The sequence below is a fragment of the Kribbibacterium absianum genome (genome assembly GCF_030067705.1).
GTDB lineage: Bacteria > Actinomycetota > Coriobacteriia > Coriobacteriales > Atopobiaceae > Kribbibacterium > Kribbibacterium absianum.
In genome coordinates, this window is sequence record NZ_JASJEX010000001.1 from 1 (window position 1) to 20,136 (window position 20,136).

At 67.7% G+C, this 20,136-nt stretch carries 17 protein-coding genes and 1 rRNA gene; 16 read left to right on the forward strand and 2 right to left on the reverse strand.

Annotation, left to right across the window (positions count from 1 at the left end; translation table 11 throughout):
- The 12 genes from rrf to QJ043_RS00060 form a co-directional block, all read left to right on the forward strand.
- Window positions 1-104 (forward strand): 5S ribosomal RNA (gene rrf, locus QJ043_RS00005); the annotation flags it as partial.
- 187 nt (window positions 105-291) lie between these two features.
- Window positions 292-1,746: a basic amino acid/polyamine antiporter gene (locus tag QJ043_RS00010; RefSeq protein ID WP_283712119.1), complete on the forward strand. Its 1,455-nt coding sequence runs from the start codon at window positions 292-294 to the stop codon at window positions 1,744-1,746.
- Window positions 1,747-1,914: 168 nt separating this feature from the next.
- Window positions 1,915-3,282 (forward strand): C45 family autoproteolytic acyltransferase/hydrolase, encoded by a 1,368-nt coding sequence (locus QJ043_RS00015; RefSeq protein WP_283712120.1) that lies wholly within the window; start codon window positions 1,915-1,917, stop codon window positions 3,280-3,282.
- A 285-nt stretch (window positions 3,283-3,567) separates the two neighbouring features.
- Window positions 3,568-5,784: an APC family permease gene (locus QJ043_RS00020; RefSeq protein WP_283712121.1), complete on the forward strand. Its 2,217-nt coding sequence runs from the start codon at window positions 3,568-3,570 to the stop codon at window positions 5,782-5,784.
- A gap of 220 nt (window positions 5,785-6,004) precedes the next feature.
- Entirely contained in the window at window positions 6,005-7,669 is a 1,665-nt protein-coding gene (locus tag QJ043_RS00025; protein ID WP_283722684.1) for an APC family permease, read from the forward strand.
- A 193-nt stretch (window positions 7,670-7,862) separates the two neighbouring features.
- On the forward strand, window positions 7,863-8,258 hold the full coding sequence (locus tag QJ043_RS00030) for a desulfoferrodoxin family protein (protein WP_283712123.1): 396 nt from the start codon (window positions 7,863-7,865) through the stop codon (window positions 8,256-8,258).
- A 205-nt stretch (window positions 8,259-8,463) separates the two neighbouring features.
- Window positions 8,464-10,260 (forward strand): nitrilase-related carbon-nitrogen hydrolase, encoded by a 1,797-nt coding sequence (locus tag QJ043_RS00035; protein WP_283712124.1) that lies wholly within the window; start codon window positions 8,464-8,466, stop codon window positions 10,258-10,260.
- A 77-nt stretch (window positions 10,261-10,337) separates the two neighbouring features.
- The gene (gene ruvC / locus QJ043_RS00040; protein ID WP_283712125.1) at window positions 10,338-10,856 is read left to right on the forward strand and encodes a crossover junction endodeoxyribonuclease RuvC; all 519 of its coding nucleotides are present in this window, start codon (window positions 10,338-10,340) and stop codon (window positions 10,854-10,856) included.
- Window positions 10,853-11,479 carry a Holliday junction branch migration protein RuvA gene (gene ruvA, locus QJ043_RS00045; RefSeq protein WP_283712126.1) on the forward strand — a complete coding sequence of 209 codons (627 nt, stop codon included), beginning with the start codon at window positions 10,853-10,855 and terminating at the stop codon, window positions 11,477-11,479. Before ruvC ends, ruvA begins: the two co-directional genes overlap by 4 nt.
- Entirely contained in the window at window positions 11,476-12,540 is a 1,065-nt protein-coding gene (gene ruvB, locus QJ043_RS00050) for a Holliday junction branch migration DNA helicase RuvB (protein ID WP_283712127.1), read from the forward strand. The genes ruvA and ruvB overlap by 4 nt, the downstream gene beginning before the upstream one ends.
- 30 nt (window positions 12,541-12,570) lie before the next feature.
- Window positions 12,571-13,023, forward strand: a complete 453-nt coding sequence (locus QJ043_RS00055; protein WP_283712128.1) for a hypothetical protein — start codon at window positions 12,571-12,573, stop codon at window positions 13,021-13,023.
- Window positions 13,024-13,280: 257 nt separating this feature from the next.
- Entirely contained in the window at window positions 13,281-13,484 is a 204-nt protein-coding gene (locus QJ043_RS00060) for a cold-shock protein (RefSeq protein ID WP_283712129.1), read from the forward strand.
- Window positions 13,485-13,560: 76 nt separating this feature from the next.
- Here the strand turns inward: QJ043_RS00060 and QJ043_RS00065 are convergent, their stop codons facing one another.
- Window positions 13,561-14,244: an HAD family hydrolase gene (locus QJ043_RS00065; protein ID WP_283712130.1), complete on the reverse strand. Its 684-nt coding sequence runs from the start codon at window positions 14,242-14,244 to the stop codon at window positions 13,561-13,563.
- Between the two features lie 121 nt (window positions 14,245-14,365).
- Here QJ043_RS00065 and QJ043_RS00070 point away from each other — a divergent pair, with 121 nt between their 5' ends.
- From QJ043_RS00070 to QJ043_RS00085, 4 genes are all read left to right on the forward strand, one after another.
- On the forward strand, window positions 14,366-15,775 hold the full coding sequence (locus QJ043_RS00070) for a Sapep family Mn(2+)-dependent dipeptidase (RefSeq protein ID WP_283712131.1): 1,410 nt from the start codon (window positions 14,366-14,368) through the stop codon (window positions 15,773-15,775).
- Window positions 15,776-15,858: 83 nt separating this feature from the next.
- Window positions 15,859-17,217, forward strand: a complete 1,359-nt coding sequence (locus QJ043_RS00075; RefSeq protein WP_283712132.1) for a threonine/serine exporter family protein — start codon at window positions 15,859-15,861, stop codon at window positions 17,215-17,217.
- Between the two features lie 56 nt (window positions 17,218-17,273).
- Window positions 17,274-18,026: a tRNA threonylcarbamoyladenosine dehydratase gene (locus tag QJ043_RS00080; RefSeq protein ID WP_283712133.1), complete on the forward strand. Its 753-nt coding sequence runs from the start codon at window positions 17,274-17,276 to the stop codon at window positions 18,024-18,026.
- Entirely contained in the window at window positions 18,023-18,799 is a 777-nt protein-coding gene (locus tag QJ043_RS00085; RefSeq protein WP_283712134.1) for a TatD family hydrolase, read from the forward strand. The genes QJ043_RS00080 and QJ043_RS00085 overlap by 4 nt, the downstream gene beginning before the upstream one ends.
- A 30-nt stretch (window positions 18,800-18,829) precedes the next feature.
- Here QJ043_RS00085 and QJ043_RS00090 read toward each other — a convergent pair whose 3' ends face one another.
- Window positions 18,830-20,059, reverse strand: a complete 1,230-nt coding sequence (locus QJ043_RS00090) for a DUF1015 domain-containing protein (RefSeq protein WP_283712135.1) — start codon at window positions 20,057-20,059, stop codon at window positions 18,830-18,832.
- Window positions 20,060-20,136 lie beyond the last annotated feature (77 nt).

Here is a 20,136-nt window from a genome sequence, read left to right on the forward strand (position 1 = left end):
GGCGGGGGTGGCACACCCGGTCCCATGCCGAACCCGGAAGTTAAGGCCCCGAGCGCCGATGGTACTGCAGCGTCAGGCTGTGGGAGAGCAGGGCGCCGCCGGCCCGCGAGGGACGCTTCGAAGAGGCCCCGCCGATTCGTCGGCGGGGCCTCTTCGTGTTTGACGACGTGTGCGCTGCCGTCCTCTCTGTTTGGGTTCGGGCGGCGCCTCACCGCCGGCATGAAGCGATGCCATGTCGTGGCTCCTGCTGGCGAGTCGCCCTATTCTTTGCAAGCTTGTGAGGCGCGCAGCATGGCTCAGACTCCATCTCGGGATTCGTCGCCGACCACCAAGGTCGGTCTCGTCGGTCTTGTCGGCATTGTTGTGTCTGCCATGGTGGGTGGTGGCATCTACACGCTGCCCGCATCGGTGGCCACCCATGCATCAGCCGGCGCGCTACTCGTCGCGTGGCTGGTGACGGGCGTCGGTATGTGGTTCGTGGTGGACACCTTCCGTGAGCTTGCGGTCATTCGACCGGACCTCACCAACGGCATCTTCTCGTATGCGGAGACCGGCTTCGGGAAGCTTGTCGGCTTTCTCGTCGCGTTCGGGTATTGGATGACGTCCTGTTGTGCCATGGCATCGTACGGGATCTTGGTCATGGCCACGCTGTCCGCGGTCTTCCCGGCATTGGGGGCGGGCAACACGTTGCCGGCGCTCGTTGGGGCGTCTTGCCTGGTCTGGGGCGTGTTCGCCATCGCACGGCGTGGGGTGGAGCAAGCGGCGATCATCAATGTGGTCGGCACCGTAGCGAAGTTCGTGCCGGTGGCGGTGTTCATCGTGGTGGTGCTGGCGTGCTTTTCGCCGGCAGTGATGCAGGGAGACTTCTACGGTTCCGCCGTGGACGGGTCCCGTGCGGCGGGCACGTTCGACAACCTGCTGCCTCAGGTTTCGAGCGTCATGATGGTCACCCTCTGGGTGTTCATCGGGATCGAGGGCGCGGTGGTCGTGTCCGGGGAGGCGAGGAGCCAGAAGCTCGTGGCGCGAGCGACGGTGGTGGGGTTCGCGATCGCGCTCGCGTTCTATGTGCTCGTGAGCGTGCTTCCCTTTGGCCTCATGTCCCAGAGCGAGCTGGCGGATCTCTCCTCTCCGTCCACTGCGGCGATCTTACAGTCGCTCGTGGGGCCGTGGGGGCGCGTCCTGATCAGCGTCGGCATTGTGGTGTCCATCCTGAGCTCCTGGCTCGTGTGGATGTGCCTGCAGGGTCAGATGCCCACCAGTGCGACTGAGGCCGGCATCTTCCCGACGTTCTTCAAGAGTCGCAACCGGTTCGGGGCACCGGAGACGTCCCTTCTCTGGAGCGCGATTGGGACGCAGCTGTTTCTGGTGCTGGCGTTCGCGCTCGGGAGCTCCGCCTGGGGAATCCTTGTCTCCATCACGAGCACGATGGCCATCCCCGCTTACTTCTTTTGCAGCCTGTTTCTGCTCAAGTCTGCCGTGACGGGCCACTGGGCCGGCCCGCGGGCGTCCCGCGAGCGTGCCCGCCTTGTGGGCATTGTCGGTTCGTTGTTCGGACTTTGGCTCGTGTACAGCTCGGGGCTGCAGAACCTGCTGACGGCGTCGGTGGTGTTCGCGCTCGGGTTGCCGCTCTTCTTCGTCGGCCGCGCTCAGGCTGGTCATAGGGGGCCCCTGCCGCGGCGCGAGCAGGTCATCGTTGTTGTGGTCGCCTGCTGCGCCCTGGCTGCCGTGGTGATGCTCGCCGTCTGACGCGGGACGGACGCGTCCGGCACCGGCGTCCCATGCGGGACGGATGTGCCCGGCACCGGCGTCCCATTCGCTGGTTTGGTGCGGACGGTTTGCGGCTCTGTGCCGTGGGCGATATAGACCCTGGAACACCGAGGGCCCTCGCTGCCCTCCAACGGGAAGGGAGCCCACATGGCTGAGCTGACGCAGGAACAACAGGCCATCGTCGCAAAGGGGTCGCGCAGGGACATCAACGGGTGGCTGCACGTCAAGGTGCAGGGGAGCCCCTACGAGTGCGGCTTCCAAGAGGGCTACCTGACGGCCGACGAGTACGCGGACGCGATGCGCGTGTACGACTACATGACCTACCAGGTCTACGGCATGACGTACCAATGGTTCGTCGAGCAGGCCGTCAAGCTGCACAAGGACAAGATCCCCGAGGACCTCATGGAGGAGCTGCAGGGCATGGCCGACGGCCTCACGGCCGCAGGCGTGCCGCAGACGGTGGACGACCTGATCGGCTGGAACGCCTACTACGAGATCACTGGCTACTGGTGGCCGCTCAACGCCCCGAAGGTGGTGGGCGCGATGCCGGAGAACATCATGGTTCCGAAGGCGTCGCATTGCTCGGCCATCGCGGCCACCGGGTCGGCGACCAAGGACGGCAAGCCGGTGCTCGGGCACGAGTCCTTCGACGACTTCTGGAGCGGCCAGTACTTCAACGTGTGCCTCGACATCACGCCCGAGAAGGGCAACCGCATCGTGATGCAGACGGTGCCGTGCTACCTGGACTCCATGACCGACTACTACGTCACGTCCGCCGGCCTGGCGATCACGGAGACAACGCTCGCCGGCTTCTCCGGCTACGACGACAACGGGGTCCCCGAGTACGTGCGCGTGCGCCAGGCGGCCCAGTACGCCACCGACATCGACTCTTTCGTGGAGATCATCGACAAGGGCAATAACGGCGGCTATGCGAACGCGTGGCTCATCGCCGACACCAACACCGGTGAGATCGCCCGCTACGAGCAGGGCCTCAAGTTCCAGGCGCTCGAGAAGAAGACCGGCGGGTGCTTCTTTGGCTGCAACGCGGTCTTCGACCCGCGCATCCGCAACCTCGAGTGCAAGGACAACGGCTTCAACGACCCGCGCCAGCAAACGGGCGCCCGTCGCCAGCGCTGGATGGAGCTCATCGACCAGTACGAGGGCCGCATCGACGTGGACGTGGTCAAGAAGATGCTCGCCGACACCTACGACGTGTACCTCGGCTACAACAACCCGTCGAGCCGCTGCATCTGCTCGCATTACGACCAGGACCCGCAGTACTACGCGGACGACCCCAACGCCGTGTGGAACATCCCGTTCTATCCGGCGGGCAGCTGCGACGGCAAGTGCGCCGGCTACGACGACATTCGCTCGATGCACCTGTGGGGCCGCTACGGCCGTGCCGACGGCGTGGAGTTCGACGTGGACGAGTTCTTCCGCGAGCACCCGCTGTGGAAGTGGCAGGAGGGCTACCTGAAGTCGCGCCCGACGCAGCCGTGGACCTATTTCGACTAGCTCTGTGCCCGCTTGTCGGACGCCAGCAGGAAGCGCAACGAAACCCCTCGCGCACGCGAGGGGTTTCTTCTTTGGCGAGCTTGTTCATTCTGTGACGAAACCGCAGGGCAGACCCCCGAAAATCCCGCATGTGCGGGTGTCCCTTCATATCGACTGGTATTTGTACGTCCGCTTAAAAAACGGATGCGCAATTGGGGGTACAACCCCAGTGCCAATGGATGGACTCAGGACTCGCCGGCGGGCCCTGGCCGGCCCATCACGACATCTGCGTACAAAGGAAGTGCCATGAGTTTCCATCACCACCACGACGGCTCCGGCGGCGCGACGGCAGCCGCGCGGCCGGCCAAAGCCCAAAAGGGCGGGGCCCAGTACATCTCGCTGATGGCCCTCGTCATGATGAACGTCACCATCATCGGTTCGGTGGCCAATGACGTTCAACAGGCCTTTTACGGTCTTTCCTCGGTCACGCTGTTCATCATCGGCGCCTTGGTCTTCTTCCTGCCCACCGGCTTGGTGGCGGCAGAGCTGGCCTCCGGCTGGGGCCAGCGCGGCGGCATCTTCCGCTGGGTCGGCGAGGCCCTGGGCCCCGGGTTCGCCTTTGCCTGCCTGCTGATCCTCTGGTTCCAGACCTCGATCAACTTCGGCTCCGGCGTGGCGAGCGCCGCGACCACCATCGGCTTCTACACGCCCGATTGGGACTGGGCCGTCCAGTTCATGAACCATCCCAAGTTCCAGCTGCTGATCATGTGCGCCTGGCTGGCCTACTATTGGCTGCTCACTTGGATGTCCACCAAGGGCGTCAAAGTGTTCGCCAAGCTCACCAAGTACGGCGTGATCATCGGCACGTTCATCCCGCTGGCCTTCATCGTCATCTTCACGGTGGTGTGGCTGGCCCAGGGCAACGTGTCCAACGTCACCCCCACGCCCGAGGCCTTCAACCCCCTCGCTGGCGGCTTCAGCCTGACCACCATGTCCCTGGCCGCCGGCGTGTTCTTCAGCTTCGCGGGCATCGACATGAACGCCGCCCACATCAAGCAGCTGAAGAACCCCCAGAAGGAGTTCCCGGCGTCCATTTTCATCGCGATGATCCTGACGCTGATCATCTTCATCGCCGGCACTGTGTGCATCGCCATCGTCACTCCGAAGCAGGACATGAACCTGGTCTACGGCCTGTTCCAGACTTACAAGATCCTGGGCGCCACCTTCAGCTGCCCGTGGATCTATGTGGCCTTCGTCTGGGCCGGTCTCGCCACTTCCATGGCCTCGCTCGTCACCAACATGGCCGGCCCGTCGTTCATGCTGGGCCAGGCCGCCCGTTCCGGCTTCCTGCCCAAGGCCCTCCAGTCCAATAACAAGCACGGCATGCCGAGCCGCCTCATGTACGCGCAGATGGGCTTCATGACCGCCATCGGCTTCCTGGTCTTCCTGATCCCGAACATCGAGGGCTTCGTGATCCTGATCACCCAGTCCATCACCGTGCTGTACATGCTCTACTACGTGCTGATGTTCGTCTCGTTCCTCAAGCTGCGCCACGACCAGCCCAACCGTCCGCGCCTCTTCAAGGTGCCCGGCGGCAACTTCGGCGCCTGGCTCGTCTCGATCCTGGGTCTGGCCTCCTGCATCTTCGGCATCACGTTGGCCATCATTCCGCCGGCGCAGGTCAAGGAAGAGGTGGGCAGCCCCGTCACCTATGTGGCCGTGATCCTTGCGCTGATCATCGCTGTCATCGCCATCTGCTTCGTGATGTACCGCGTCTCCAAGAAGCACCCCTACAAGGGCGCCACCGACACCGGCTGGGTGGACCCCACCAACCAGTTCGCGCCCTTCACCTGGCAGATCGAGGGCCTGGAGAAGCCGGCGAAGGTTCTCTCCAACGTTCCTTCCGAGGTCATGTGCGCCGGCCAGAACCCCATGGGCATGCCCATCAAGAAGCTCTGGAACCCCGACGAGCAGATCCCGCTGCCTCCTGAGCACACTCCGGGCATCCACCATCCCAGCAGCCCTGCCATTGAGGCCGGGGACGACCCTGCGGCCCTGAACCATCCGGTCAAGACCAACGGCGTCATGAACACGGCCGTCGCCATCCCGATGAGCCAGCCGACCGTGATCTCCAAGGCCGCCGGCATGGACACTGCGGCCACTGCCGGGACCCGTGGCGGCAGGCCCTACGTGCAGACCCAGCCCGTGGCTGCCGCGCCCAACGTTCCGCCCGCGCCGGCGGCGGAGGTGGCCGCCGAGAAGATCCCGAGCGATCCGGCCGCCGACGCCAAGGCCGTCCAGGCCAAGCTGGAAGCGGTGCAGTCCGCCGAGGCCCGCGTGGCCGCTGACGAGCAAGCGTTGAAGGTGGAGGAGCAGGCCTACAAGGACCAGATCTCTGCCGACAGCCAGCTGGCCGACGCCGAACGTGCCGCCAAGACCGCCGAGGCTGCGGCCGCCCAGGCAACGGCTGACGCCGTCAAGACCGCCAAGCCCGACACGAAGGGCGACGCGTCCACCGAGTAGCTCGCATCGGCACCATGGAGGGGCGCTCTTCCCTTGGGGAGGGCGCCCCTTCTCGTAGCGGCGGGGCGAAGCGGGACAGAGGCGTCCGACACCTGCGTCCCGCGAGGGCTCCCTCATTTTCACGTGCATCGATAACAGGGGGAGCTTCTGCGGCGTTTCGCCCTGAATGAAAGCGAACCGGCTTTAGGGGAATCGAGACCTCGAACACCCCATGACACACATGCCTCGTCGCGACCGTGGGTCGCGCGAGGGCGAGAAGAGGGAGACCACGGCAATGAGCGCGAGCGATCCAACCAAAGCCACCACCCCGTCGGGGGGCGCTGCGACCAAGCCCGTGGACGCGACGGCGGAGGCCCTTGCCGCCGATGCCGCCCAGGCCACGGCGCATGCCGCCACCTCTGCGGCCGATAAGGGCGCGACCAACCCGAAGGCGCCCGCCACGACCCAGCCGACCTCCGGAAACGGGGGCGCCGGCTATCAGCGCACGCTGACCGTGTGGGACATGGTCATCTACGGCATGATCTTCATGGTGCCCATCGCGCCGTTCGCGATCTATGGCTCCATCTTCCAGACGTCCAACGGCATGCCGGCCCTGGCCTACGTGATCGCCGGCGTCGCGATGATCTTCACGGTGTTCTCGTTCGGCGTGATGATCGACCTGTTCCCGAGCTCCGGGTCCATCTTCACCTACGCGTCCAAGACGATGAACCCCGCCATCGGCTTTGTGACCGGCTGGCTGATGCTCCTCCAGTACGCCATCACCCCGGCCATCATGTACATCATGGCCGGCACGGCGTTGCAGCAGTACCTGCCGCAGGTGCCGGTCTGGGTCTGGTGCCTGGTGTTCCTGGCGTTCACCACTGCGGTGTGCACACACTCCACCAAGGCCATGATGCGCATCGACCGTATCGCGCTGGTCTGCGAGCTCGTGGTCCTCGCGATCTTCTTGGTCTGCGGCATCGTCTACTGCTTCTCGCACCCCTCCAGCGGCTTCAGCCTCACCGCCGTCTTCAACCCGTCCAAGTTCAACATGAGCGACATGATGAGCGCCGTCTCGCTGGCCGCCCTGTCCTATGTGGGCTTTGGCTCCGTCGCCACCCTCACCCAGCAGGCCAAGAACGGCAAGACCGGCCCCTCGAAGGCCATGCTGATCATCGTCGTGGCGCTCATCTGCATGTTCTTCGGCATGTGCTACATCGCCACCTGCGTCGACCCCACCGGATCGCTGTTCGACCAGAACGCCACCAACATCAACAACGGCTTCTACATCGTGGCCCAGGAAGTGGGCGGCACCTGGCTCGGCGTCCTCTGCGTGCTCGCCAACGCCCTCGCCCTCGGCCTCTTCACCGGTATCGCCGGCGTGACCTCTGTGAGCCACATCATGTACGCGATGGGCAAGGCCGGCCAGCTGCCCGAGCGCTTCGGCACGATGGGCAAGGGCAAGCGCGCCACCCAGCCGATGTTCGCCATCCTCTTCGAGTGCGGCCTCACGCTCGTGCTGATCTTCGCGCTCATCCCGGTGGGCATGGACACCGCCGCGAAGTTCTCCAACTACGGCGCCCTCTCCACCTACTGCGTGCTCAACCTGTGCGTGCTCTGGTACTGCTGGTTCAAGCAGAAGGAGCACAAGAAGGTCGGCCGCTATCTGGTGATGCCGCTGCTCGGCGCGGTCTTCACCGGCGTCATCTTCTGCTCGCTCGGCCAGCTGCCGCTGATCGTCGGCACCATCTGGGCCATCATCGGCATGTTCTACTTCATGTTCCAGACCGAGGTGCAGAAGAAGAAGGTGCAGATCAGCGACGTGGACGGCACCGAGACGACTTGGCGCTTCGGGAAGGTGCTCGAGGACGTCAAGAAGTCGGTCAAGAAGGTCGAGAAGGCGTAGCCGTCGGCTACGACGCGCGTGACCTGAGTGGGACGGACGTGCCGGACGCGTCCGTCCCACGTTTCTTGTCAATACGTGCAGGGCTCGCGATGGGCGGGGCTCCATGGTTTGCTGGGGAGTCCTCCGGGGTAGCATCAAACGTGTCTGAAAGAGCGGGCGCATCCCGCGCCCCATGAGAGAAGGGACGTCTCCGATGGCTGACGTCAAGTTCTGGTACTGCACCCACTGTGGCAACCTTTTCTACACCGTCCAGGACGGCGGCGTGAACCCCGTCTGCTGCGGCGAGCCGATGGTTCTTCTGGAGGCCAACTCCACCGACGCCGCCGGCGAGAAGCACGTGCCGGTCGTCACCAACGACGGGGAGCGCATCGAGGTCCACGTGGGCGAGATCGACCACCCGATGCTCGACGAGCACTCTATCAAGTGGGTCGCGGTCGTGGCCGACAACGGCGACGTGCAGATCCGCTACCTGCGTCCGGGCATGGCCCCCAACGTCGTGTTCTCGAGCCGCGACATCACCTGCGGCACCGCGTACGCCTACTGCGACCTGCACGGTCTCTGGAAGACGGACTTCTGCTTCGCCGAGTAGCGCACGCTCCCGGTCGACTCGAGGCGCCCTTGGCCCCACGCGGGTCGGGGGCGCTTGCCATATCCCGGGACGTATCGACTGAGCTGGGTTTTTGTCGTTCGTCGGGGCATTGGGCCTTTCTCGGGCGTCCTGCGGTCGACCCACCTATCCTGAAGGCGAAAGCGTGGGCCCGGTGCCCAAGAGACCCCAAGAGAGGAGTCCTCGTTTGAAGATCGCGCTCGTGCAGATGAACTCGACGATGGGTCACTTCGACGGCACGCGGGAGCGCGTGCTGGCCCACGACCGCGCCTTCGCGCGACAGGGGGCCGAGCTTGCCGTGTACCCGTCCACGGTCGTCACGGGCTACGATCCCCAGGCGCTCCTCACCGAGCCGGGCTTCCAAGCGGACATCGCCACAATGCTCGAGCAGTTGGCCAACGAGTGCACGGTCCCGACGCTCCTGCCCTTCACGTTCGAGTTGGCCGGCGAGCCGGTGTTCGAGGTCGCCTACCTGAGCGAGGGGTCGGTCGTGCCGCTGCGCATGGCGTCGATCCTGGCGTCGCTGGGAAGCCTCGGGACGGCCCCTGTGGGGGATGCCCCCATTCAGTTCTCGCTCGGCGACGTGGACTTTGGCATCGCCTTCGACCTCACCATGCTCGATGCCTACGCCTCGGGCTCGCAGAACGCCGACGTCGTGATCTACCTGCCCTTTGACGGCTACAACACCGACGACGAGGCCAGCGCGATGGCCCACGGCGTCGGTGACGGCTTCTACCTCAAGGAGGCGGCCGAGGCCAACGCGTGGCTCGTGGCCGTGAACGGCGTGGGCGCCCAGGACCAGATCGTGTTCTCGGGCTCCTCGTTCGTGCTGGCGCCGTGGGGAGAGCTCGCCTGCGTGCTGCCGGCCTTCGAGGAGGTCGCCCGGGTGGTGGACGTGGATCCCCTCTCGGAGGGGCCGCTGCGCTCGCCACTGGCGCCTCCGGTGTACAACCGCACCCAGTTCCTGTGGAGCGCGCTCACGCTGGCGACCCATGACTTCGCGGTCAAGCAGGGCATGGGTGGCGTCGGCGTCCTCATGACCGGCGACCTCATGAGCTCTGCGGCCGCGGCGCTCGCCGTGGACGCGCTCGGGCCAACGCGGGTGCACGGCGTCGTCGCGCCGGTGCTCGGCGCCAAGGAGGCGGCCGATGCCAAGCGGCTCGCCCAGAACCTCCGTATCCAGGTGACCGAGATCGCGGGCGAGGAGCTCGACGCGGCGGCGAACGCGCTCGGCCTGACCTATCAGGCTGCTGCCCTCTCGTTGGCGCGGATCCGCGCCAACGCGCTGTTCCGCGCGAAGGGCTACCTGAGCCTGTCCGGGGTCGACAAGACCGCGCTCGCGGTGGGCCAGGACTTCGACGCCTATGCCTCCTGCGACTTCGCGCCCTTCTCGGACGTGTACCGGACCGACCTGTTGGCGCTCGTCTCCAACCGCAACCTCAAGAGCCCCGTGGTGCCGCGCACGGTGCTGTCCCGCGTCGAGGTTCCCCGCAACCTGCGGCTGGAGACCAGGTTGCGCTCGGACGCCCTGATTCTCTCGGACCTCGATTCCATTCTCTTGCGGCACGTGGAGCGGGGTGAGACGCTCTCGGAGCTCGTCCGCGACGGCTGCGACGAGATGCTCGCCCAGTTCATCGTCGGCCGCTACGATGCCTCGGAACTCGTGCGGCGCAGCTGCCCGGTGGGGCCGGTGGTCTCGGACCGCTCGCTGCTCGAGAACCGCCTGCCCATCTGTTGCGCGTGGCACGACCACGTGCGGGAGGACGTCGTCGCGTCCGACAGCTCCGAGCCGGCGGCGCTCTATGGCCTCGACGAGCTCATGGAGCGCTTCGCGCAGGTCACGGGCACGGCCCCCGGTGCGATCGAGCCTGCCGTGGGGGGCCAGACAGACATTCCAGGGTTCCTTCGGGACTTTGCCTCTGCTGGCGGCTTCTCTGCAGAAGGCGACGACGTCTGGGGCTCGGGCCTGTTCAGCAAGAACTGAGGGGGTTTTCTCCCGGCGCGTCTGCTATCCTGTTCTCGTTGACGAACGTGTGTTCTTTGTGACGCGAACGGAGGGGCATGGTCATTCTCGGCATCGACCCGGGCCTGGCGAACACGGGCTGGGGCGTCGTGGAGACGCGGGGGTCCCTCTGCCGCGCCCGAGCCTACGGCAACATCTCCACCGGGGCGGACGAGCCGCTCGACCTCCGGCTTCGGGCCATCTATGACGGCCTGGCCGAGGCCATCGAGCGGTACCGGCCCACGGACGTCGCCGTGGAGAAGATCTTCTTCGGCCAGAACACGAAGTCGGCCATCGCCACCGCCCATGCCCGGGGCGCGGCCCTCGTGGCCTGCGCGCACGCTGGGGCGGCCGTGGGCGAGTACACGCCGATGCAGATCAAGCAGGCGGTGGTGGGCACGGGAGCGGCCGACAAGCACCAGGTCACCTATATGGTGCGGCGCCTGTTGGCGCTCGACCACGACCCGAGGCCCGACCACTGCGCGGACGCACTCGCGGCGGCCGTGTGCCATGCGAACCTGACGCGCACCCAGGCGATGGTGGGGAGCGCGGCCTCGACCCGAGGGAGGACGGCATGATCGTCCAATTGACCGGCACGCTGGTGGAGACCGCCGGCGCCTCTGTGGTGCTCGATGTGAGCGGCGTCGGCTACGAGCTGGGGGTCTCCCACGCGACGTTGGCCGACCTGCCCGCGCGGGGCACCCCGGGCGTGACGCTGCTCGTGCGGATGCGGGTGACGGACGCCGGCCCCGCGCTCTACGGGTTCTCCACCCGTGAGGAGCGCACGCTCTTCGACCGTCTCGTCCAAGTGAGCGGGGTCGGCCCCAAGATGGCCCTCTCGGTGCTCTCGAGCTTCCGCCCGCGCCAGCTGGCCGAGGTGGTGGCGACCGGCGACCTGCAGCGGCTCACGTCCGTGCCGGGCGTGGGCAAGAAGTCGGCGTCCCGGCTCCTGGTGGAGCTGGAGGGCATCTTCTCCAAGGACCCGGGGCTCAAGAGCCTCGCCGCCAGCGCGACGCTCGACCTGGACGGCCCTGCGCCTGCCGGCCCCGCGCCGTCGGTGCTGGCCGACGTGGTGGACGGCCTACTCTCGATGGGGTTCTCGCCTCAGGAGGCCGAGCTCGCATGCGAGGGGCTCGACGAGTCGCTGTCCGTTGAGCAGGCGCTCGGCCAGGCGCTCAAGCGCTTGGGAGGCAGGTCATGAGGTGGGAGGCCGACGACAACCGCGACCTTTTCGGCGACACACGGCCGGACCCGGTGGCGCCCACGGCCCGTGCGGTCACGCCCGAGCTCACGGCGGACGACCTGGACCAGGAGCGCAACCTGCGTCCGCAGACGCTCGCGGACTATTGCGGGCAGGCACGCGTGCGCGAGAACCTGCGCGTGCTCATCGATGCCGCGAAGAGCCGGCACGAGCCCTTGGATCATGTGCTGTTCTCGGGCCCCCCGGGTCTCGGGAAGACCACGCTCGCCGCCATCGTGGCCAACGAGATGGGCACGTCGATGCACGCCACCTCGGGCCCGGCCATCGAGCGCGCCGGCGACCTCGCGGCGGTGCTCACGAACCTCGAGGAGGGCGACGTCCTCTTCATCGACGAGATTCACCGGCTCAACCACAACATCGAGGAAGTGCTCTACCCGGCGATGGAGGACTTCTTCTTGGACATCGTGATCGGCAAGGGCCCCGCCGCGCGCTCCATTCGGCTGGACGTGCCCCGGTTCACGCTCGTGGGCGCCACGACGCGCACCGGTCTTTTGACGGGGCCGCTGCGCGACCGCTTCGGCATCTCGTACCGGCTCGACTTCTACCGCGTGGAGGAGCTGGCCCAGATCGTGCTCAGGAGCGCCGGGATCCTCGGCGTGGCCATCGACGAGGGCGGCGCGATGGAGATCGCGAGCCGCAGCCGCGGCACGCCGCGCCTGGCGAACCGCCTGCTCAAGCGCGTGCGCGACTACGCCCAGGTCAAGGCCGAGGGCGACGTCACGTGGCAGGTGGCGGCGGAGGCCCTGTCGTTCTTCGAGATCGACGAGCTGGGCCTCGATTGGATGGACCAGAAGGTGCTCGGCGCCCTCTGCCGCACGTTCCGCGGGCGCCCGGTGGGCCTTTCGACCTTGTCGAGCGCCGTGGGCGAGGACGCGTCCACTCTGGAGGATGTATACGAGCCCTTCCTGCTCCAGCAGGGCCTGATCGTGCGGACGCCGCAAGGGCGCAAGGCGACGCTGGCCGCGTTCGAGCATCTGGGTATCCCCTTTGTGGGCGACTGAACCACTGACGACCGCGCGGGAGGCTGCGCCATGATTCAAAAGGACTATCTGAGCAAGATCATCGAGTCGTTCAACAAGCAGGTGAACGTCACGCTCAAGGACGCGCTCGTGGTGCGCTCCGAGGAGGGCATCCGTGCGACCGAGGAGGCGGTGGGCGAGCTGCTCGAGCTGGACGCGGCCACCGTCCTTGCGCTGACGCCGGAGTCCTTCCTGACCATGGTGCAGCTGAGCGGCACCGGCGACGTGGTTGGGGACTACCTCGCCTACGCCTTGGACGGCCTGGCCGACGCCTACCTGCTCCAGCTGAACGGGTCGATGAGCGAGGAGCAGCGGGCCGAGGTGCGCGCCGTCGCCAAGTTGCGGAGAGCGCAGGCCCGCGCCGTCGCCCTGGCCTTTGGCATCGACCGCAGCGGGGTGCCGGAGCCGTTCCGGGAGCTGGACCGCGAGGTCCAGCGGGCACGCAGCGAGGCCGGTGCCCGCTAGGGCGGACTTCACGGCTCTGAAGGTCCCACAAAGCGCATGATTCCGGAACCACGGCAGGGTGTACCTGCGGCTTTATATGGTGCGTATCCATCAGTGTGAAAGCAACCTAAAGCCGTTCAGGATTCAGGGATTGAAGGCCTCCGCAATGGGCTACACTTGCCCTTGCTGTCTTCGGGCAGCGTTGTTCGAGCGTGGTTAAGAATCTCCGCGCATCATTAAGTCGCGTCCAGCCGGCGCGACGGAAAGAAGGGCACGTCATGGCTCACGGTACTGTTAAGTGGTTCAACCCCGACAAGGGCTACGGCTTCATCTCTCGCGAGGACGGCGACGACCTCTTCGTCCACTACAGCGAGATCCAGATGGACGGCTTCAAGACCCTGGACGAGGGCCAGATCGTCGAGTTCGACATCACCACCGGCCAGAACGGCAAGCTCCAGGCCTCCAACGTCCGCAAGGCCTAGTGGTCGGACTACACCAGCCAGCTTTGCCAGGGGCTCCGCGCGGGGCCCCTTTTTCGTGCGCACGGAGGGCTCGGCCCTAGGCGCAGGCCAAGGACTGGAAGTCGGGGATCGTGATGGCTGCGGCGGCCGCCAGCGCGTCCCGATCCTGGTGCGGGTCCTCGGAGAGGACGCCGACCCCCGTCATGCCGATCCGCTTCGCCGAGGAGAGCCCCACCGCGATGTCCTCGAACACGAGCGCCCTCTCGGGCCGCGCCCCGAGCCGGCGGGCACCCTCCGCATAGATGTCCGGGAAGCGCTTGTCCCGGCGCACCTCGCGACCGTAGACCTCGGCGTCGAAGAGCCTCCGGTCGATGTGGGGCCCGAGGGCCGCGATCACGCCCGGGTCGTTGTTCGTGACGAGGGCCGTCTTGACCCCGGCGCCCTTGAGGGCGCGCAGGTACTCGCTCACTCCGGGTCGCAGCCGCACCTGCTCTAGGTACAGCTCCGCGCCGAGGGCGTTCCACTCGTCGCAGACCTCGTCGACGGTCTCGTCGAGGCCGAAGCGGTCGATGAGCCAGGCGGCCCCTGCGCGGAAGCCCCGTGATGCCAGCTCGGCGCCAAGGCCGTCGGGGCAGGGAATGCCGCGGCGCGCGAGGAACGTCTCGTCCACCCGTCGCCACACGTGGTAGGACTCGGCGATGGTGCCGTCGAAGTCGAACAGCGCGGCCTCGAACCTTCCGGCCACGCGGGCCGGTGCCAGGTCCTGGTCAGTGAGCGTCATCCGTGTGCCTCCTTGCGTTCCGCCGAAAAGTATAGGCAGGCGGACTTCGAGGGACGCGAGCGGCTGCTAGGGTGTGGTTCGACAGCGTGAGGCCGGCGGACCCGGCCGGGAGAGGAGACCCATGGCAGAGAAGAACGAGGAGCGCCTCGCCGACATCAAGGCGTTCGTGGGGCGCGTGTGGCCCGATGTGCTGGACGACATCGCGACGCTCGTGGCGATCGACTCCGTCGAGGACCTCGAGGCGGCCGCGCCCGGCGCTCCGTGGGGCCCGGGGCCCAAGGAGGCGCTCGATGCCGCGCTCAACATCGCGCAACGTCTCGGCCTGGAGCCCACGGATGCCGACGGCTACATCGGCTTCGCCGACCTGCCGGGCGAGAGCGACACGCAGCTGGCCACGATCGCGCACGTGGACGTTGTGCCCGCCGGTCCCGGCTGGACCTGCGACCCCTTCACGATGGAGCGTCGCGACGGCTACCTGATCGGGCGCGGCACGCTCGACGACAAGGGCCCGCTCGTCCTGACCCTCTATATGGCCAGGTACTTCGCCGAGCGGCCCGAGAGGCCGCGCTACACGATCCGGTGCATCGTGGGCGCCAACGAGGAGACCGGCCTGGCCGATGTCGAGTACTACAACGAGCACTATCCGCAGCCGGCGTTCCTCTTCACGCCCGACGCGGAGTTCCCGGTGTGCTGCGGTGAAAAGGGCGGCTTCTCGGCCACCATCACGAGCGGCCCTGTGGCCGGCGGCGCCATCGTGGAGCTGGAGGGCGGCACGGCCGGCAACGCCATTCCGTCGCTGGCCCATGCGCAGGTCCGTGCGGACGTGGCGGCCCTCCCGCCTGCGGACAACATCGAGGTGGAGCGGCTCGACGACGGCCTCGTGCGCTTGACCGCCCACGGCATCGGGGGCCATGCGTCGCTGCCCGAGGGCACCCGCAACGCAATCGGCATGCTCGTCGACTACCTCTGGGAGAACGGCCTCTACAGCGAGGACCAAAGGCCCTTCCTGGAGATGGAGCGGCTCGTCTTTGGCTCGACGGACGGCTCGACGCTCGGGATCGCCGCGACCGACGACGTCTTCGACCCGCTCACCTGCATCGGGGGCACCGTCGCCACCGTCGACGGGCGCTTCGAGCAGACCATCGACTCGCGCTTCCCCAAGTCCACGACGGCCGAGCATCTGGAACGGACGGTGCGCGCCCTCGCCGAGGAGCACGGCTGCACGCTGACCGTGGACCTCTCGATGCCCCCGTTCTACGTGGACCCCTCCTCGCCGGAGATCCAGACCTGCATCCAGACCTACAACGACCTCACCGGCAAGGACAAGAAGCCCTTCACCATCGGCGGCGGCACCTACGCCCGCGACTTCGCGAACGCCGCGAGCTTCGGGCCGGAGGAGCCGGACCTGGTCGACCCGGAGTGGGTGGGCCAGATGCACGGCCCCGACGAGGCGGTGTCCGAGCAGCTGCTCAAGGACTCGCTCGCCATCTACATCGAGGCGATGGCGCGGCTGCAGGAGCTTGACCTGTAGCGCCACTGTTGTCTCACGAGGGCGGATGCGGACGGCTTCGGGAGTATGGTAGGGAAACCGTCCCTGCGTCTCCCGGAGCCGCTTTGCCTTCTGAACCCCATGAGCCCATCACCACCTACCTCGACCGCACCGAGCCCCGCCAGCACATGGCGGTGCCGTGGCACGAGGTCATCTCCGGCATGCAAGTGCCGGCTCCCGAGGCGCCCCTTGCCGACAAGGTCACCGCCATTCTCCGCACCGGCCAGTTGTCGCTCTCGTCCGGCGACTCCGCCTGGCGTGTGCGCGACTACATGAACCGCGTGGGCCACGTGCTCGGCGTGACGGTGCACGCGGACATCTCGCTCGTGAACATCGAGCTCACCTGCATCCAGGGCACGGAGTCCATCACCGAGGTGGCCGCCAATGCGTCGGCCGGCGTCAACACCGAGCGCGTGATGCTCGTCGACCAGTTCGTGCACGAGGTGGAGGCCATCGGCACCGAGATAACCCTCGAGGCGTACCACCACATGCTCGACGTGGTGGAGTGCAAGAGGGCCCGCTACCGACCGTGGCAGAGCGGCCTTGCGTCGGGGATCGCCTGCGCGAGCTTCATGTTCCTGCTCGGCGGCGGCCCCATTGAGATGATCGGGGCCGGGCTCGGCTCCGGCTGCGGGCAGTGGACCCGCGTGAGGCTGCTGGGTCGCCGGATCAACCAGCTCGTGGCCGTGGCGGCGGGCGTGGCGGTGGCGGGCGTCGTGTACCTGCTCTGGCTGCACCTGTTGTCGCTCGGGATGGCGGGCGCGATGAGCCATGAGGCCGGGTACATCGGCGCGCTGCTCTTTGTGATCCCCGGCTTCCCGTTGATCACGAGCGGGTTCGACCTGTTCCAGTCCGAGATGCGGAGCGGCATCGAGCGCTTGGCCTACGCGCTCGTGATCATCGTGACGGCGACCGCCGTGGCGTGGCTTGTGGCCGAGACCGTGCAGCTCTTTCCGGACGACTTTGCCGACCAGGGGCTCTCGCCGGTGACCCTCACGCTGCTGCGCGTGGTCGCGAGCTTCGCCGGTGTCTACGGCTTCTCCGTGATGTTCAACTCGGCTCCCAAGATGTGCGCGACGGCCGGGTGCATCGGCGCCGTGTCCAACACGCTCCGGCTGTCGCTCGCGGGCTTCACGGGCATGGCGCCGGAGGCGGCCGCGTTCCTCGGCGCCCTCTGCGCGGGGCTCCTCGCGAGCGTCTCGGCACGGCGGCTGTCCATTCCGAGAACCGCCGTCACCGTGCCGAGCATCGTGATCATGGTGCCGGGGCTCTATATGTACCGCGCCGTGTACTACATGGGCGTGACGCAGGTGGGCGACGCGGCGGAGTGGTTGATCCGCGCGGTGATGATCGTGCTGTTCCTGCCCATCGGGTTGATCGCCGCGCGCGTGCTGACGGACCCGCGCTGGAGAAGGACATCATAAGGAGCGAAGCGCGAACCTGTCCGCCCAAGTACAGTGCCCTGTGAGGTCGATGTGACATGGCCGAGGAAGTCCCCCTGCACGACCTGAACCACCCCAAGGAGCGCCTGGCCCGCATCATGGGCCAGGAGGGCCTCGAGCGGCTGGCCGACGCGCGCGTGCTTGTGCTCGGCATCGGCGGCGTGGGGTCCAACTGTGCGGAGGCGCTCGTGCGCGGCGGCCTCGGGGGCATTGTGGCGGTGGACGGCGACGTCGTTGCGCCGAGCAACATCAACCGCCAATCCATCGCGTTCCTGAGCACGGTGGGGCTGCCCAAGGTGCAGGTCTTCTCGGCGATGGCGGCGGACATCGACCCGGCGTGCACGGTCGAGCCCGTCCAGCGGTTCGTGCACGCGGAGGACGTGGCTGCGTTCCTCGACGAGGTCGGCCCCGTTGACTGGGTCGTCGACGCCTGCGACATGGTGTCCACCAAGCTGGCCCTCGCCGAGGAGTGCGAGCGGCGCGGACAGCCGCTCATCAGCTCCATGGGGGTCGCGAACAAGCTGGACCCGAGCGCCGTCGCCGTTGCGGACATCTATCAGACCGTGAACGACCCTCTGGCGCGCGTGATGCGCAAGGAGGCACGCAAGCGGAAGATCCGCTCGCTCACGGTGGCCTACTCCAGCGAGGTGCCGCACAAGGGCGCCCAGCTCCCCGGCAGCGAGCGGCGCGAGCGCACGGACCTTGGCACCTGCTCGTACATGCCGGCCGTCATGGGGCTCACCATCGCCGGCCACGTGATACGCCAAATCAGCGGGGTGGGGCTCGCGTGACGCCGCTCTACGACATGCACCTTCACCTGGACTGGTTCGCGGATCCAGGCGCCGCGGCGCGGGCCATGGCCGGCGCCGGGACGGGCTGCCTGGGCTGCACGGTGACGCCCGACGGCTATGTGGCCCTGGCGCCGCAGGTGGAGGGTGTCCCGGGCGTGCGCGCGGCGCTCGGGCTGCACCCGTGGCACCTCGGTCGCGGGACGCAGGCGTCCGGCACGTTCGTCCCAGCCGTGGCCGAGGCACAGACGGAGCGGTTCTGCGCGCTGGCGGCGGGGACGCGGTTCATCGGCGAGGTGGGGCTCGACTTCGGGCGCGCCCATCAGGGGACGCGCGAGGCCCAGCTCGCGACGTTCCGGCGGATCGTCGCGGCCGTGAGGCCGGGCAGCGTGGTCTCCGTGCATGCGGTCCGGTCCGCCGGCGTCGTGATGGACGTGGTCGAGGAGTGCGGCGCGCCGTCCTGCGCATGGGTCTTCCACTGGTTCAGCGGCAGCTCGGAGGAGCTGGCGCGCGCCCGGCGTGCCGGGTGGCGCTTCTCGGTGGGGCCGTTCATGCTGCGCTCCAAGCGCGGGCGCGAGTACGCGCGCCAGATTCCGCAGGGCCGGCTGCTCCTCGAGACGGACCTGCCGGAGGGGCGGGGCGCGACGATGGACGCGGAGGCTCACCGTTCGCTGCTGGCGGCCGCCTGTGAGACGATCTCGACTCTCAAGAATGTGGGCGGGCCGGAGCTTGCGACCGTTCTTGCCGAGAACAGCGCCGCGCTGCTGGACCGGTAGCCGCAGCCCACAAGGGACGCGACGGCGCTCCTAGATGCGGTGGAACAGGAGGCCGCTCCGCAGCTTGGGCTCGAACCACGTGCTCTTGGGCGGCATCAGGGCGCCGTCGTCCGCCACCGCCATCAGCTGCGCGGCGCTCGTGGGGAAGCAGCTGACGGCGATCCCGTCCTCGCCGGCCGAGGCGGCCAGCTCGTCGAGGCCGCGGTTGCCGCCCATGAAGTCGATGCGCGGGTCCTCCCGTGGGTCACCGATGCCGAGGATCGGCCCCAACACGCGGTCCTGGAGCACGGCGACGTCGAGCTGCTCGGCCGGCGGCAGTTTCGCGACCTCGGCCGCCAGCTCGGGGCCGACGGCGACGGTGAACCACCGGCCGTCGGTGAAGAGGCCGAAGACCCCCGGCGCGTCCGGCTGCACGGGGGCCGCGGCCGGAGCGACGACGAAGCCGGCCCCTTGGATGGCGCGGAGCAGTCCCTCCGGAGAGAGCCCGTTGCAATCGGCCACCACTCGGTTGTAGGGGAGCACGGTCAGTTCGCCTGCGGGGAAGAGCACGGCCATGAGCCCGGTCGCCTCGCCGCCCCGCTCGGCGGCCACGCGGGCGGCGCTCGCGGCGCGGTGATGCCCGTCGGCGATGTAGGCGCAGGGCAGCGACGCGGCGCGCCACTCCAGCTCGCCCATCGCCTCGGGGTCGCTCACGGCCCACAGCTGGTTGCGCACGCCCCATCGGTCTCTGAAGTCGTAGACGGGGGCGCCGAGCATCCGGCTCAGCTCCGTGGCCTCTCGGAGGAAGTCCCCCTCCGGCGTCTCGTCGCGATAGGCGAGGAACACCGGCCCCGTCTGCGCCGCGAGCGCCCCGATGTGCCGCACGCGGTCGTCCTCCTTGGCGCGCCGGGTGTTCTCGTGCCGCTTGACCAGGCCCCTCTCGTAGTCCGCCACATCGACCAGGCACACGAGCCCTGTCATGGCGCCCTGATCGTTTGAGAGCTCGTACACGTAGAACGCCGGTGTCGGGTCCTGGACGAGCAGACCCTGGTCGCCGTAGTCCTGGAACAGCTCGGCGCCCTTCTCGTACACGTCGGCGGCATAGGGGTCGTGGCCGGGCTCGAACGCGGTCTCCGGCAGGTCGACGGCCAAGAAGGAGAGCGGCTCGTCCGCCACGACCTGGCGCGCCTCGTCGGCCGAGACAACGTCGTAGGGGAGCGCGGCGATGCGGGGGGCCGCTTCGGGAACGGGACGAAGCGCAGCAAACGGGCGAACGTGCATGGGAACCTCCAATGGGCACCGAAGTCGCAGGCGGAGCGGGGCCGGGCGGGACGAAGGGCTACGGCACGACCGTCCCC

Bases quoted from the DNA above. Each gene is read 5' to 3' on its own strand.
- QJ043_RS00010 (WP_283712119.1), top strand. From the start codon at position 292: ATGGCTCAGACTCCATCTCGGGATTCGTCGCCGACCACCAAGGTCGGT.
- QJ043_RS00015 (WP_283712120.1), top strand. From the start codon at position 1,915: ATGGCTGAGCTGACGCAGGAACAACAGGCCATCGTCGCAAAGGGGTCG.
- QJ043_RS00020 (WP_283712121.1), top strand. From the start codon at position 3,568: ATGAGTTTCCATCACCACCACGACGGCTCCGGCGGCGCGACGGCAGCC.
- QJ043_RS00025 (WP_283722684.1), top strand. From the start codon at position 6,005: ATGCCTCGTCGCGACCGTGGGTCGCGCGAGGGCGAGAAGAGGGAGACC.
- QJ043_RS00030 (WP_283712123.1), top strand. From the start codon at position 7,863: ATGGCTGACGTCAAGTTCTGGTACTGCACCCACTGTGGCAACCTTTTC.
- ruvC (WP_283712125.1), top strand. From the start codon at position 10,338: ATGGTCATTCTCGGCATCGACCCGGGCCTGGCGAACACGGGCTGGGGC.
- ruvA (WP_283712126.1), top strand. From the start codon at position 10,853: ATGATCGTCCAATTGACCGGCACGCTGGTGGAGACCGCCGGCGCCTCT.
- ruvB (WP_283712127.1), top strand. From the start codon at position 11,476: ATGAGGTGGGAGGCCGACGACAACCGCGACCTTTTCGGCGACACACGG.
- QJ043_RS00055 (WP_283712128.1), top strand. From the start codon at position 12,571: ATGATTCAAAAGGACTATCTGAGCAAGATCATCGAGTCGTTCAACAAG.
- QJ043_RS00060 (WP_283712129.1), top strand. From the start codon at position 13,281: ATGGCTCACGGTACTGTTAAGTGGTTCAACCCCGACAAGGGCTACGGC.
- QJ043_RS00065 (WP_283712130.1), bottom strand. From the start codon at position 14,244: ATGACGCTCACTGACCAGGACCTGGCACCGGCCCGCGTGGCCGGAAGG.
- QJ043_RS00070 (WP_283712131.1), top strand. From the start codon at position 14,366: ATGGCAGAGAAGAACGAGGAGCGCCTCGCCGACATCAAGGCGTTCGTG.
- QJ043_RS00080 (WP_283712133.1), top strand. From the start codon at position 17,274: ATGGCCGAGGAAGTCCCCCTGCACGACCTGAACCACCCCAAGGAGCGC.
- QJ043_RS00090 (WP_283712135.1), bottom strand. From the start codon at position 20,059: ATGCACGTTCGCCCGTTTGCTGCGCTTCGTCCCGTTCCCGAAGCGGCC.